Below are 13,804 nucleotides of genomic sequence, written 5' to 3'. Positions count from 1 at the left end.
AAAAATCTAACCCAAATCTGAGTCACAATAGAAGCCCGAAGGAAGGGCAAAATGGGGTTAGACATGAAAACGAAACAGAAATTAACCGAAGAAACGGCAAAACGCTACTGTACGGCAAGCAAAAAGCACAAGACGAAAATCATCGATGAGTTCATTGCGACCACCGGCTACAACCGAAAGTATGCCATCCACATTTTGAAAAACACGGCGTACATAAAAATAACACACTTTAACAACGTTGAAAAAAAGAGCGTGCAGGTCATTACGAAAGTACGCAAAAAGCGGCGCTATGAAAAATACTACTGTCAAGACGTACAACAGGAAGTTATTCGCCTGTGGATTTTATCGATGTATCTGTGTGCAAAACGCCTTGTTCCGTTCATCCGCGACAACATCGACTACTTTGCTCAAAAGGCAGGCTATGATGAACAACTCAAGCTTAAACTAAGCGCCATATCAAGCGCAACGGTCGCAAGGATTCTCAAGCCGGAAATCCCAAAACATTCAATCCGCGGTATTTCGACCACACGTCCTGCAAAAAATCTGAATAAGCTTATTCCCATACGCACCTATTTCAATTGGGACGAGAAAAAACCAGGCTTTTTTGAAGCCGACACGGTCGCTCATTGCGGTATGAGGAGCGAAGGTCAGTATGTTTGTACGCTCACACTCACCGACGTGCATTCAGGATGGACGGAAAACAGAGCTCTTTTGAACAAAGCCCAACGCTGGACAAAAGAAGCGGTCGATGATGTAAAAGAAAAATTACCGTTTAAGATGAAAGGCATCGACAGTGATAACGGAGGTGAGTTCAAAAATACTCAGCTGTTGCAATGGTGCCAAGAGCATAAGGTTGTATTTACCAGAGGTAGAGAATACAAAAAGAATGACAATTGCTTTGTCGAGCAGAAAAATGACAGTGTGGTACGAAGAATTGTCGGCTATTACCGCTTTGAAGGAGAAGAAACACGAGAAGTCATGGCAGAACTGTATGAATACTATAACAAGCTCGTCAACTTTTTTTTCCCTTCGATGAAGATTATCGCTAAGGCACGAATAGACGCAAAGGTTATAAAAAAATATGATACTGCTAAGACTCCTTACCGAAGGCTTATGGAAAGCAAGGAACTGAGCCCTGCTGAAAAAGAGGAACTGAGACGGAGAATGGTCAACTTGGATTTGCAACTGCTGCTTGAGAAAACACAACAGCTCCAAAGTACGCTTATCTCTATGGCTGTCCCTTGGTCAAAATAGCTACGGTTAGATTTTTACTTGAGGAACCTAAATCATTTGGGTTAGATTTTTATTTGAGGAAATACGCAAAATAGAAAGGCGGTCGGCGTAAGAGCGGCGGGACTGCACGAGCGAAAACAGGTATCGGCACAAACAAGGCAGGGCTCCGCCGGGAGTGCAGACAAAGCGCGCTTACAAGGCGCACGGTACGGAAGTATGACCGGCTGGTGCAAGATAGCCGGGGACTGTACGGGTATAAGAATCGGCACAAACAAGGCGGAACGCGAGGCGGCGACAGCTGACTGCGGCAGGCAATGCGCGGCGCAAAAACGTGTCCGGCGGTCGGCGTCTGCAGTATTCGGTGCGCAAAGCCTGACGTCGGCGCACATTATTTCTTTAAATCGCGTACGAGCTTTCTCGGCGACATGCCGAACTCTGTTTTAAATGCCCGATAAAACGAACTATAATCTCCGAAGTTGTAATTCGCACACAGAGTTTTAACGGAAACGCGCCCCGATATTAGTTCCTGTTTTGCCAGATAGAGTTTCTTTTTTATGATGTATTGATGGACGGACGTTCCCATACAGTCAGAAAAAATCTTTGAAAGGCGCGAGCGACTTATGCACAATTCGTTTGTGATATCCGAAATGCCGATGTCATCGCGGATGTGTTCGGCGATATAATTTAACGTGCGTAAAACTATCGGGTTGTTGTCAATATCGCGTTCAAAATAGACAGGCTGCCAATATAATTTGATACGCGCGATATGGATGAGCAGTTCGGTGATATAGGAACCGGCTAAGAGGTCGGCGCCGTATTCGTGCGAATTGAACTGGATTAAAATCATTTGAAGCAAATTGGCGAATACCAGGCGCATATCGTGGGGCAGGCGCAGATAAGAACCGGAAAAATTTATTTTGCGGAAGGGGAGAAGCAGATCGGTATCTATGGACGAAAGCTGTTTGAGATAATCGGCGTTAAGCCAGAGAATATAGCGTTCATAATTTTTTTGATTCTCGGTTATAAATGCGGCATGCGCCTGTTCGGGCTTGACTAAAAGAATATCGCCCGGGCGTAGAGGGTACGTTTTTTCGTCTACTGTGTACATAACGCTTCCTGATATTAAAAAATAAAATTCGTAATGACTGTGCGTATGCTTTCCGATGCGGCCGAGCGAAAAATCGCTGTTATAATAAATTTCATATGTTTTAGATTTCATCACGCCTTTGTGATAATAAGGAGTCGGAGGAATTTTTTTTGTCATATCGGCACCGCCTGCATATTCGGTTTATCATTATAACTTAAACAGGACAAAATGCAATGTTTTTCAGATAAAAATCTCTTTTTTTATAGCCGGATCGGGCATACTATATACATAAAAACGATAAGATAGCATTATGAAAATAGTAGAATCCATAGTAAAAGGCAAAAGAAAAGACGGTTACTGTGAAGATGTTTTGACTGTCACGGAACATTTTATCGCAGTAATCGACGGAGTTACATCAAAAAGTGATTTTATCCGTGGTGAAAAAAAAACCGGACGGATTGCAGCGGAGTTGATAGGAAAAGTCATAGAAAAAAGTGCGCCCGATTCCGAATGCGCCGATATCATTAAAAGCTGCAATGCCGCATATGAGGATTTTTATAAACGTACCGATTTTCCGTACGATAAAAAAGCATACGGTTTACAGGCGGTCGCCGTTATCTATTCCGTTTTAAAGCGGGAAGTATGGCTCATCGGAGACGGTCAGGCGATGGCGGACGGCGTGTCGTATACGAATCTAAAAAAAAGCGACAGCGTTCTTGCCGATTTGCGCAGTATGATACTCTATCTGCAGCCGGAAAAGGATTCGGGAAAAACTTGTAACGACGAGGTTAGAAAGGCGATCCTTCCATGGATCGTTAAAGCGACGGCATTTGCAAATCGCAGCGATACACCTTACGGATATGCCGTCATCAACGGCGATGAAATTCCGGATGTTTTAATAAAAAAAATTCGTCTGCCGGAAAAAAAATCGGAAGTGGTTTTAGCGAGCGATGGGTACCCCATATTGCTTCCGACGCTTGAGCAAAGCGAAGCCGAACTTGCACGGATTTTGCATGAAGATCCCTATTGCTTTAAGCGTTATGTATCTACAAAAGGAATTGAAAACGGCAATATCAGTTTCGACGATAGGACATACGTGCGCTTTGTAACTTAAGCGCCATATATAAGGCTGTAAATTTTAGGAGGTATATATGAAAAAAATTGCCTTAATGTTGTTGTCGGCGCTTGCCGTCGTTCCGCTGTTTGCAGCTGGTTCGAGTGAGAGCGCCTTTCCCGATCCTGAAAAGACGATAACGATCGTTGTTCCTCATGCTGCCGGAGGCAGTACGGATTTGATCTTCCGCGCTTTGGTGGAAGATTTGAAAAAGGTGACGGGACAGAATTTTATCGTTACGAATATACCCGGAGCCGGAAGCGCGACGGGTACGAACGAAGTGATCAACGGAAGCGCCGACGGATATACGCTTTTGGGCTCCGGTACACATACGACGGCTGCTACGATGCAGGGGTTGACCGAAGGCTATAAGGCGCTCGATTATATTGCAGCGCTGAACTGGGATCCTTTTATCATAGCCGTCCGTAACGACAAACCGTGGAAAAGCTTAAAAGAACTTGAAACCGCCGCAAAGACGAATCCTGGAAAAATCACATTCGGAAACGCCGGCATGGGAGGTGCGACGGGAGTCGCAAGCGTGGGCATAAATCTCGCTTTCAATAAAGTATTCAACGTAACGCCTTTTAAGGGAGGAGCCGATCTTATCGCTTCAGTTTTGGGCGGGCATTGCGACGTAGGAATTTTCAGTCAATCCGAAGTCAAAGCGAATAAGGCGTCGCTTCGTCCGCTGGCGATTCTCGGTGAAAAACACAGTTCCATTCCTGATTTGGCTGACGTGCCGACAATCTCGGAAGCGGGCTATCCCGGACTTTCCATCCCGAGCGGCTCTTTCCGGTCTTTGACGGTAAAAAAAGGTACTCCGGAAGCGGTTAAAAAGTGGCTCGCCGACGCTGTTGAAAAGGCTTTTTATTCCGACGGATTTCAAAAATTTATGAATTCGAACGGTTTTATTCAATCGTTTCATAAGCTTGACGACTTTGCCGCATACGATGCGACCATTATCGCCGATTATGAGCCGATATTGAAAGAAGCCGGCTTATATAAAATGAAATAAATAGATGAGGACAAACAGCATGTTTAAAGATAAAAAGCCTGTTCCGATAGCTTTCGTTATCTTATCGGGATTGTATTTTATCTATGTAATCGCATCCGGCAGTTCAAGGATGATCGGCGACGAGGTAGGCGGAGATCCCGGCGGTATGGTTTTACCGCTCGTCTTTTCGGTTTTTATGTTTGTCGCGTCGGTGTATTTGCTGATAACCGATAAGCGTACCGAAAAGGATCGGGAGGCGATGTCCAAGCCGGAAAAGCGTCTGTTTGTCCTTACGCTTGCCTTTTCAATAGCATATATACTTTGCATACGGAGAGCGGGTTTTATTCCGTGCACGGTGCTGCTTTTGTTTTGTCTGTGCTTTGCAAATCAGCAGGGAAACATCGACAAAAAAGATTGGAAATTTTTAATATCAGGCTGCGCCGCTTCACTCGTCAATGTTTTGCTGCTATATACGATCGGCCGGCTTATAACCCGCAATTTATTGTCGGCCGGAAGAAAGGGAATCGTTCCTTTGTGGATAGGCTCTCCTGCTTTTACGGCCTCTTGCACTTTAATTATTACAGTGCTTTGGATTATCGCCGCCGTGAAACTGTGCGGAAAAAAATGGCCTTCAAACGGCGATAAGAGCGCTCATAATGCGTGGATTTCGGTTGTAATTGCAACGGCATCCACCGAAATAATCTATCTTGTTTTCAAACAATTGTTCCTTGTCGAATTGGTCAAAGGACTTATTTTTTGGTAGGGGAGGCGGCTGTTTTATGGATACTTTTCTTCAAGGATTGCATCAGGTTGCGAACATATCTACACTGCTGTGGATGGCGTTCGGGTCGATTTTAGGCATCATACTCGGAGCGCTTCCGGGGCTGACGGCCACTATGGGCATAGCGCTGATCATGCCGATCAGTTTTCATTTGCCCAGCGCTACCGGGATCGGGCTTTTGCTTGCCGTATACTGCGGAGCGGTCAGCGGAGCTTCAATTCCCGCTATATTGCTCGGCATACCGGGGAATCCAAACGCCATAGCTACCATCGAAGACGGCATTCTTATGACGAAAAAAGGCAAAGCGGACCAGGCTTTGGGAGGTGCGGTTGTAGCGTCTCTTATAGGCGGAATGGGCAGCTTGCTCTGTCTGGTTCTGTTTGCGCCCCTTATCGCACGATTGACGCTTGCGTTCGGACCTGCGGAAAAGACCACGCTCGCTCTGGTAGGACTTGTCGTTATCGCTTCCGTTTCGGCAAACAACGTCATGAAAGGTTTGCTCATGGGCGCGTTCGGCATGTCGCTCGCTTTTTTAGGAACCGATCCTTTCAGCGGGCAATTGCGGATTCCGTTTTCTTCGTATCTGGCTACAACCCCGTTGGCGAAGGGGTTGGATCTGACTTCCACGCTCATAGGTCTATACGGAATGTCGCAAGTTTTTTTTGAAATGCACAAAATGAACCGCCCTTCGTCGAAAACCGAAAAAGTTAAAATCGATCATATATTTCCGCCTTTAAAAAAGATAGGGCAGATGTGGAAAATAATTTTAAGCTCTACGGGGATCGGTACTGTAGTCGGAGCGATTCCCGGCACGGGAGCGTCGATCGCCGTTTTTTTGGCAAGAAATACGGCAAAAGATATCTGCGCAGCTTCAAAAGGAAAACTTGAGCCGGTCGGAAGCGGGTGCCTTGAAGGCGTGTTTGCGCCTGAAGTCGCGAACAATGCGGTAACCGGCGGAGCTCTGATTCCCGCCCTTGCGTTGGGAATTCCGGGCGACGCCGCTACGGCGGTGCTTATCGGAGCCTTGATGATAAAGGGAATAACGCCCGGCTTTCAGTTGTTCCAGCAAAACATGGCTCTCGTATACGCAATCTTTGTGACCTTGTTTATATCGAATATCTTTATGGCGGTCTTTCAGCTGGGAGGCATCCGACTGTATCCGAAAGTGTTGAACATTCCCCAACAGCTCTTGCTGCCGTTAGTGCTCATTTTGTCGTTTATCGGCTCCTATGCGATCGCCGGTCAGGCTACGGCGGTAGGCATTTACAATATGGGCATAGCGCTGGTCATGGGATTGATCGGCTACGTATTGAAACGCAACGATTTTCCGATCGCGCCGATCGTGTTGGGGCTGATTTTAGGCGGCATGTTTGAGGAGAATTTCAGGCGCGCTGTAAAACTTGCAGGCGGAAACTATTTTACATTTTTTACAAAACCTATCTGTCTTCTGTTTATCGCCGGGGCTATTTTTTCGATCGTTTTTCCCATAATAACGCGTAAGAGAAAGGCGACATGAAACTGATTTTTCTAGGCAAGCAGGGATGCCTGCAAAGCGCAATTTCCGGAAATACGTCTTTGCTCGTGGACAGCGGAAAAGCATTTGTGCTGATCGACACGAGCGGCTCTCCGGCACAGCTGATTCGGCAGGCGGGATACGATCCTGTGGATCTCGACGCGGTGATTCTAACGCATGCGCATATCGATCATCTTTACGCTCTCCCTTCTTTAATTCATAACCTTTGGATTTTAAAATGCTCAAAGCCGTTGCATATTGTAGGAAGTGCGGCAACTCTTGAGTGTGCAAAAGCGTTGTGCGGCGTGTTTTCTCTTTTTGAAAAAGAAAATATGATTCCCGTACGGTGGACGGTTTACGACGGAAAGCCCGTCGACCTAGATGAAACGCTTCGTGTAGAGCTCTTCGATGTCGATCATTCCATTCAGACTTGCGGCGTCCTTTTGACGGACGGCTCAGTGCGTTTTGCGTATTCGGCTGATACTCGCATGCTGAAAGAAATTCCTATTCAGATGCACAATGCGGATCTGCTTGTTCACGAAGCGGGCGGCACCGCATCCGATGAAGCTGCGCTCGAAAAGGCGGGTCACTCAAGCGCCCGTCAGGCTGCGGCGACGGCGGCGAAAGCTCAGGCTAAGCGGCTGATACTCTGCCATCTGCCCCTGGCGGAGACGGTGCAAAATGATATGGCAGCGGAAGCGACTTCCGTTTTCCCGAATACCTCTATTCCTGAGTTGTTTACCCCGTACGAGATATAGGCAGGCGCTCGCAAAGCGCACGGCACAGAAGAATGGCCTTGTCGCCACCTATAATATTCGGCACGCAACGCCTTACGGTGTAAGATCGCTGGGGCTACACGAGCGAAAACAGGTATCAGCACAGACAAGGCGGAATGCGAGGCAGCGCACAATTGATGCCACAGGCAATGCACGGCGTAAAAACGTGTCCGGCGGACAGCGCCTGTCGGAATCGGCGTACTGAAACAATGCCGCTTTAAAAGAATATCTTATCCCACGGGATGACTTTTCCGAATTTTGTGTTAAAGCGCTCTTTTCCGGCGTAGATAACGGCTTTAATGTTGTGTGTGTTTCCCGGAAGTTGTGCCCATTTTTCCATATTTGAAAAATAATCGAGGTTCATCGTTTCGCCGGATTTTATTTCATAGGCTTGAACGCTTTCTTTGCCGTCTTGCGCAATGCATGTTTTGAGCAAATCGATTTCGAGTCCCGCCTTATCGCGCCAATAGAAAAAATCCGGTTCGTTGCCTTCGTTATATTCGTTATAGACAAAGGCGTTTATAATCGCGTTTTCAAAAAGATTCCCGCGAAGGTAATGAGAAGTAAGCTGTTCGGCATTTTTTAATCCTAATAGATAACACGCCAATCCCGTATCGGTAAAATACATCTTGGGTGATTTTGTAAGGCGCTTGGTAAAATTCCTAAAATCGGGCTTTAATTTGTAGACTATAAAACTTGTTTCAAGCAAAGAAAGCCATCTGGTTGCAGTTGTAGATGAAATTCCGCAATCGTTTGCCAGAGAACTTATGTTTACAAGTTGACCGATTCTTCCCGCGCAAAGTTTTATGAATCGTGTGAAAAGCAAAAGGTCTCCTATGTTTTCCAAATTTCTGATGTCCCGTTGAATATAGGTTTCAAAATAATCGGCATAATATCTTGCAGGAGGAATATGTTTGTCATAAATTCGCGGGTAACCGCCCGTATATATGTATTCATGTGCGTTTTTAGCTAACAGGTGCGCGCTTTGCAATTCTTTTTGAGAAAAAGGCATTAGTTTAAGCACGGCACATCTTCCCGCAAGGGATTGCGAAATCGATTTCATCAGCTGAAAATTTTGAGAACCTGAAAGTACGTATTGTCCGGATCCTCCCGATGTATCCACCTGTGTTTGCAAATATGAAAAAAGTTCGGGGACGCGCTGTACTTCGTCGATGATTGAATGTTCGGGATACGAAGACAAAAAACCTCTGGGGTCTGTTTGGCAAAATTCGCGTATATTGGGGTCTTCAAGCGAAACGTAATTCCAATCGGGTAAAACGTCTTTTAAAAAAGTCGACTTGCCCGATTGACGCGGTCCGGTGAGCGTTGTTACCGGATAAAATTGCAGTGCTTGTAAAAAAGTTTCTTTTATCTGTCTTTGTATCACGGGGATAGTATACCGGACAAATTCACTTTTGAAAAGTGAATTTGTCCGAATTCCAAATCCATGTGACAGCGTCCGATTCCCTGTTCCGAACAATTGCACATAACGGAAAAATGCATTATTATAATAGAAGCGATTCATCTGTTCCCTCATTTTGGGATAATTATGAATTTTATTCAGGAATACGGGGAAGGGGTATAATGATCTTATTTTTTTTTATTTCTTTTTTTATTTCCGCCCTTCTCATACCTTTTATTATAAGATTTTCTCGAAAATACGGTTTTTATGACAAGGTGAATTCGAGAAAAATTCACAGCGGGAATATTCCAAGGCTCGGCGGACTTGCCGTCGTTTTTTCTTTTATTGTGACCGAGATCATATTCGGCTTATTTTACAGTACGCCTGTGGCCGATAGGATTTACAATGTTTCTTTGATTTTTGCAGGAATTCTTATTTTTTTTATGGGCTTGACGGATGATTTTCATCCACTGCGCGCAGGTATAAAGCTTATCATACAGTGCGTTGCCGCTCTTATAACTATCGTGTGCGGATACAGTTTTGACAGTATCTTAGGATTTTACGTTCCTCCGTTTATCGGAAACGTTTTTACATTCCTTTGGATTGTCTTTGTGATAAATTCGTATAATCTCATAGACGGGCTTGACGGGCTTTGCGGCGGGCTTTCTTTTTTAACGCTTGGCGCTCTTTATATAATTTTTGCCCGCTCCGCGTCCTCGGCGGCGGCGCTTTGTCTTGTTCTGTGCGGTTCGATATCGGGATTTTTGCTGTATAATAGACCTCCCGCCAAAATATTTTTGGGCGACGGCGGAAGCCAATTTTTAGGTTTTTTTGTTGCGGTTTGCCCTCTGTTTTCATCGACCGTAAATTACGAGTACAATAAGGTTCTTATCATGCTCACGCTCTGTGCCATTCCCATGACCGATACGCTTGCGGCCGTATGGCGGAGGATAAGAGAACACCGTTCCGTTTTTTCTCCTGACATGGGCCACATTCATCATAAGCTTGTGAACATAGGTTTTACCAAACAAGCTGCGCTTGTTTTTTTGCTAAGCATGCAGGCTTTAATCTGTATTTCCGTAGGGCTTGCGATGTACTTACAAGTATTCAAGGGGACTATTCTTATCGTTGTAACCTATGCTTTTGTTCTGCTGTTTTTTTCAGTGCTGCATTACATTAACAGAGCCGTTAACAGACAGGATAAAGGTATGCTGCGCGGAAAGCAATCAGGCGACACGGACATCATAAACTAGATACAGCAGCCTATGTTATTTGAACTTGCAGTTAAAAATATTGTTTCGCGTAAAAGTTCCTTTGTTATAATTTTATTTATAGCTATGTCCGTAGCGTTGCTGGTTCTTATCAATTCCGTCTTTGACAGAACGGAACACGGTGTAGAAGAAGTTTTTATAAACAGTTTTACAGGGGATCTTATAATAAGGCCTAAGTCGAAAATTCCTTTAAGCCTTTTCGGAGATGAAACCCCAGTGACGGGAACTCTTACAAAACTTGAAAATCTTGTTCCTTATGACGGCGTATGCGGCGTACTTTCTTCAAATCCTCATGTAAAGTCTTTTATTCCTCAGGTTTCGGGGCTTGCCGTTGCAGAAAACAAAGAAAACCGTTTGTTGGTTCACCTTTTCGGCGTCGACGGCGCGGAATTCGCCAAGCACATGCCGTCTCTTAGGGTCGTCGAAGGAAGTCCGTATGTTTCGGGGAGCAAAGGAGCGATGCTTTTAAAAACGACGGCGGCTTCTTTGGGCGTGTCTGTCGGCGATATGATCCAATTTTCAGTTGTCGACGGCCTTTCAGCCAGGATAAGGGCGGTTCCCGTAAGTGCGATCTATGATTATACGGTTTTGAACACGACGCTTGAGCGCTATATGCTGTTGGATCCTTCGACTTTTCGTTCTTTAACGGATATGGACGAGGTTGCATCCGATATTGAAATTGACGATTCCGCATCGGAAATTCTTAAAAACGCTGCAGAACTTGATTCATTATTTGACGGCGCAAATGATGTGGATGCCGTTATTCGTGAAGACATAGAGGCGCCCCCCGAAGACAGTATTTCCGGCGGAGGCGTTGAAGGTTCTCTTTCAGATAACGCGGCGCTTAGCGCTGAGACGGAATTTGAGGGGACAGGGATAAAAAGCGGTTCATGGAATTTCATTATAGTCAGGCTTGATTCAAGTAAAAATGCAGGAAAGGTTATAAGAGACGTCAACAGAATATTTCATAAAAACGACTGGCCTGTCGAAGCCGTGGGTTGGCGGCATGCGGCCGGAAATTCCGCAATGTACTTGTACTGGATGCGCATTATCTTTAATATAGGCGTTTTGATAATTCTTTCGTCGGGTTTTATTGTCGTCAACAATACTTTGGTGATAAATGTTTTGGACAGAATACGCGAAATAGGAACCATGCGTGCGGTAGGCGCTTCGGGAAAGTATGTTTCTTTATTGTTTATGCTTGAAACTTTTATGATCACGTTCGTTGCCGGTATTTTGGGCTGTTTAATCGGCAGTTTAGCTTCTTTTTTACTTACCCGCGCTCATATTGCTTTTTCAAATTCATTTTTAATTCAACTTTTCGGCGGAGACACCCTTGTTACTAAAATAACTTTTGCAAATTTAAGAAATTCTCTGGGAATGTCACTGATTCTTGGCGTTATAGGTTGGATATATCCTGTGCGGACGGCGCTTTCTATAAGTCCAGTTCAGGCGATACAGGGAGCGCGGTGATGTTTGCTTTAAAACTCGGACTCAGATCCCTTCTTTTTAGAAAAAAACAGTATGTTTCGCTTTTTATTGTATGCTGCTTGGGCGTGGGAATTTCATTGTTCAGTATTTATGTTATGAACGGAATGCTTAAAGCGCTTTCCATGAAGGCGAGAATATATTACGGCGGGGATTTGCAGTTTATAGGCGGAAACGGAAATCTCTATTTTGATGATTATGATCCGATAATCGAAAAATTGAATACTGTTTTTCCCGAAAATGCAATAATTGCGCCGCGCTTTGATTTTGAAGCTTCTTATGCGGCTCTGTATTTTGAGGGAACGGGCGTAAGGCAGAGAGTGATCAAGGGCGTGGATTTTACGAAAGAGAAAAAACTTTTTACTTATTTTAATTATGTTTCAGGCTCGGCAGAAGATATGGCCGGTACCAACGGAATTTTGCTTTCAAAACCCATTGCGGATATACTCGGCGCTGATACGGGTGATTCGATAACGCTCATGCTGAAAACGCAAAATTGGTATACGAATACCGTAACGCTCGTCGTAAAAGGAATATTCCGAGATTCGAGTCTGTTCGGCATGTATACTTCGTATATGGACTTTGACGTTCTTCGTTCCGCTTTCGGACTGCCTGAGAACGCAGCTAACCGCATCGGTGTGTTTTTTCCTGATAAAGAGCCGTCCGGCAGAGACATTGCCTACTATCAAGCGGAGTTGGAAAAAAAATTTCCTATGTATCCTCTTGTAAACGATAAATATGTTTTTTACGAGGATCTTTTAGCTGCAAGACTTCCGTTTCCTACTTACGCTCTGATCGCTATTTCCGCCAATCTTAAAGATCTCGGAGGGCTTATAGACGCTATGCGTGCGATCGCCGTCTTTATCATAGTTTCACTGGTTCTTATCATCGTGGCGGGCGTAAGCAGTTCATACCGCGTTTTGGTTATGAAACGCTGCAATGAAATAGGAATTTATATGGCCATAGGAATGAAAAGGCGGGGAATAAGCTTTGTTCTGCTTTCCGAAGCGTCTGTGCTGCTGCTTTCAGGCTGTCTAGCCGGATTTTTACTTTCGATTGTTCTATCGTTAGGTCTTAGAGCATGGAATCTGTCATTTATACCCGCGTTTGACATTTTTTTGACCGACGGAGTTATAGTGCCGAGTATAGATATGTTTTCTGTTTTTAAAATGATTTTTTTTGTTATTGTAACGACAGCGCTTGCGGTTTTGTTTGCTACTCGTAAGGCCGTCTCTATGACACCCGTACAGGCTCTCGCCGTAACCGAATAGGGTTATTTTAAAATTTCGATCGGAGTTATTTATGGTTTTTATGAACAAGAAAGTTTTTTTTATTTTAGCATGTGCCGTTTGCACAGCTTTTGTGTTTTCTCAGAGTATTTCAGTTCCGAAAGAACAGTCCGATTCGCTTTTAAAAAAAGCCGAAGAAAATACAGCTTTTTTTGATACGGATTTTTCAGCTTCTTATACTATCGTTCGGGAAAAACCGGGCGAAGGCAAAAATCTCGTTGAAGCTAAAATGTACCGCCGCGACAGCGATTCTAAATGGACGATTTTGATGACGGGGCCGGCGAAAGAAAAAGGGAAAGGCTACCTGCAAGTGGAAGGCAATATATGGTTTTACGATCCCGCCGATAGGCGTTTTACGTTTACAAATGCGCGAGACAAATTTCAAAATACAAATGCCAATACTTCCGATTTTATGCCGCAGCGTTATCATAAAGATTATTCAATTGAAAAATCCGAATATGTTGCGCTTGGAAAACTTGAGTGCGTCGTGTTTAATCTTAAAGCAAAGACAGACGGTACCGATTATCCTGAGCTTAAATTGTGGGTTACGAAAGATGACGGACTGGTCCGCAAAAAAGAAGACTACAGTTTGTCCGGTCAGCTTTTAAGAACGACCGCGATACCTTCTTACCAGATTATAAAATCCGACGGAAAAAATTATTCCGTTCCGGTAAACATGATTATTTTAGACAATTTGCGCGGAAAAAAGATAAATGAAAAAATGCAGTATGAGAGAACTTTGATAAGCATTTCCAATGCGGCTTTTTCTAAAGTTGAAGATGTTGTATATACGAAACCGTTTTTGGAAACGGCGGGCTCCCAGTAAAATTATGCTTAATGCGCCTTACGTAAATTT

The 13,804-nt window shown here is 44.5% G+C and carries 12 protein-coding genes; 10 read left to right on the top strand and 2 right to left on the bottom strand.

Features of this window, described 5'->3' with window-relative positions; genetic code table 11:
* The first annotated feature begins 51 nt into the window (after positions 1–51).
* On the top strand, positions 52–1,254 hold the full coding sequence (locus tag HRI96_RS07185) for an integrase catalytic domain-containing protein (RefSeq protein WP_210116713.1): 1,203 nt from the start codon (positions 52–54) through the stop codon (positions 1,252–1,254).
* A 367-nt stretch (positions 1,255–1,621) separates the two neighbouring features.
* Here the strand turns inward: HRI96_RS07185 and HRI96_RS07180 are convergent, their stop codons facing one another.
* Complete coding sequence (locus tag HRI96_RS07180; RefSeq protein ID WP_210116712.1) at positions 1,622–2,497, bottom strand: helix-turn-helix domain-containing protein; 876 nt, start codon at positions 2,495–2,497, stop codon at positions 1,622–1,624.
* A gap of 133 nt (positions 2,498–2,630) precedes the next feature.
* Between HRI96_RS07180 and HRI96_RS07175 the strand changes: the two genes are divergently transcribed.
* From HRI96_RS07175 to HRI96_RS07155, 5 genes are read left to right on the top strand one after another with little or no spacing between them, the layout of a single operon-like run.
* Complete coding sequence (locus HRI96_RS07175; protein ID WP_210116711.1) at positions 2,631–3,434, top strand: hypothetical protein; 804 nt, start codon at positions 2,631–2,633, stop codon at positions 3,432–3,434.
* A 37-nt stretch (positions 3,435–3,471) separates the two neighbouring features.
* Positions 3,472–4,449, top strand: coding sequence for a Bug family tripartite tricarboxylate transporter substrate binding protein (locus HRI96_RS07170; RefSeq protein WP_210116710.1), 978 nt, complete (start codon positions 3,472–3,474; stop codon positions 4,447–4,449).
* A gap of 19 nt (positions 4,450–4,468) precedes the next feature.
* Positions 4,469–5,191, top strand: a complete 723-nt coding sequence (locus tag HRI96_RS07165; protein WP_210116709.1) for a tripartite tricarboxylate transporter TctB family protein — start codon at positions 4,469–4,471, stop codon at positions 5,189–5,191.
* A 16-nt stretch (positions 5,192–5,207) separates the two neighbouring features.
* Positions 5,208–6,725, top strand: coding sequence for a tripartite tricarboxylate transporter permease (locus HRI96_RS07160; RefSeq protein ID WP_210116708.1), 1,518 nt, complete (start codon positions 5,208–5,210; stop codon positions 6,723–6,725).
* Entirely contained in the window at positions 6,722–7,480 is a 759-nt protein-coding gene (locus tag HRI96_RS07155) for an MBL fold metallo-hydrolase (protein ID WP_210116707.1), read from the top strand. Before HRI96_RS07160 ends, HRI96_RS07155 begins: the two co-directional genes overlap by 4 nt.
* A gap of 235 nt (positions 7,481–7,715) precedes the next feature.
* On the opposite strand, the gene HRI96_RS07150 is transcribed toward HRI96_RS07155, so the two are convergent.
* Positions 7,716–8,885, bottom strand: a complete 1,170-nt coding sequence (locus HRI96_RS07150; protein ID WP_210116706.1) for an ATP-binding protein — start codon at positions 8,883–8,885, stop codon at positions 7,716–7,718.
* A gap of 197 nt (positions 8,886–9,082) precedes the next feature.
* Here HRI96_RS07150 and HRI96_RS07145 point away from each other — a divergent pair, with 197 nt between their 5' ends.
* From HRI96_RS07145 to HRI96_RS07130, 4 genes are read left to right on the top strand one after another with little or no spacing between them, the layout of a single operon-like run.
* Positions 9,083–10,153: an MraY family glycosyltransferase gene (locus HRI96_RS07145; protein WP_210116705.1), complete on the top strand. Its 1,071-nt coding sequence runs from the start codon at positions 9,083–9,085 to the stop codon at positions 10,151–10,153.
* Between the two features lie 12 nt (positions 10,154–10,165).
* Positions 10,166–11,644 carry an ABC transporter permease gene (locus HRI96_RS07140; protein WP_256729179.1) on the top strand — a complete coding sequence of 493 codons (1,479 nt, stop codon included), beginning with the start codon at positions 10,166–10,168 and terminating at the stop codon, positions 11,642–11,644.
* Positions 11,644–12,930: an FtsX-like permease family protein gene (locus HRI96_RS07135; RefSeq protein ID WP_210116703.1), complete on the top strand. Its 1,287-nt coding sequence runs from the start codon at positions 11,644–11,646 to the stop codon at positions 12,928–12,930. The genes HRI96_RS07140 and HRI96_RS07135 overlap by 1 nt, the downstream gene beginning before the upstream one ends.
* 31 nt (positions 12,931–12,961) lie before the next feature.
* Positions 12,962–13,774: an outer membrane lipoprotein-sorting protein gene (locus HRI96_RS07130; RefSeq protein WP_210116702.1), complete on the top strand. Its 813-nt coding sequence runs from the start codon at positions 12,962–12,964 to the stop codon at positions 13,772–13,774.
* Positions 13,775–13,804 lie beyond the last annotated feature (30 nt).

Origin of the sequence: Treponema parvum (assembly GCF_017893945.1) — a bacterium.
In the GTDB taxonomy this organism is placed as follows: Bacteria; Spirochaetota; Spirochaetia; order Treponematales; family Treponemataceae; genus Treponema_D; species Treponema_D parvum_A.
This window is presented reverse-complemented; position numbering and strand designations above follow the sequence as displayed.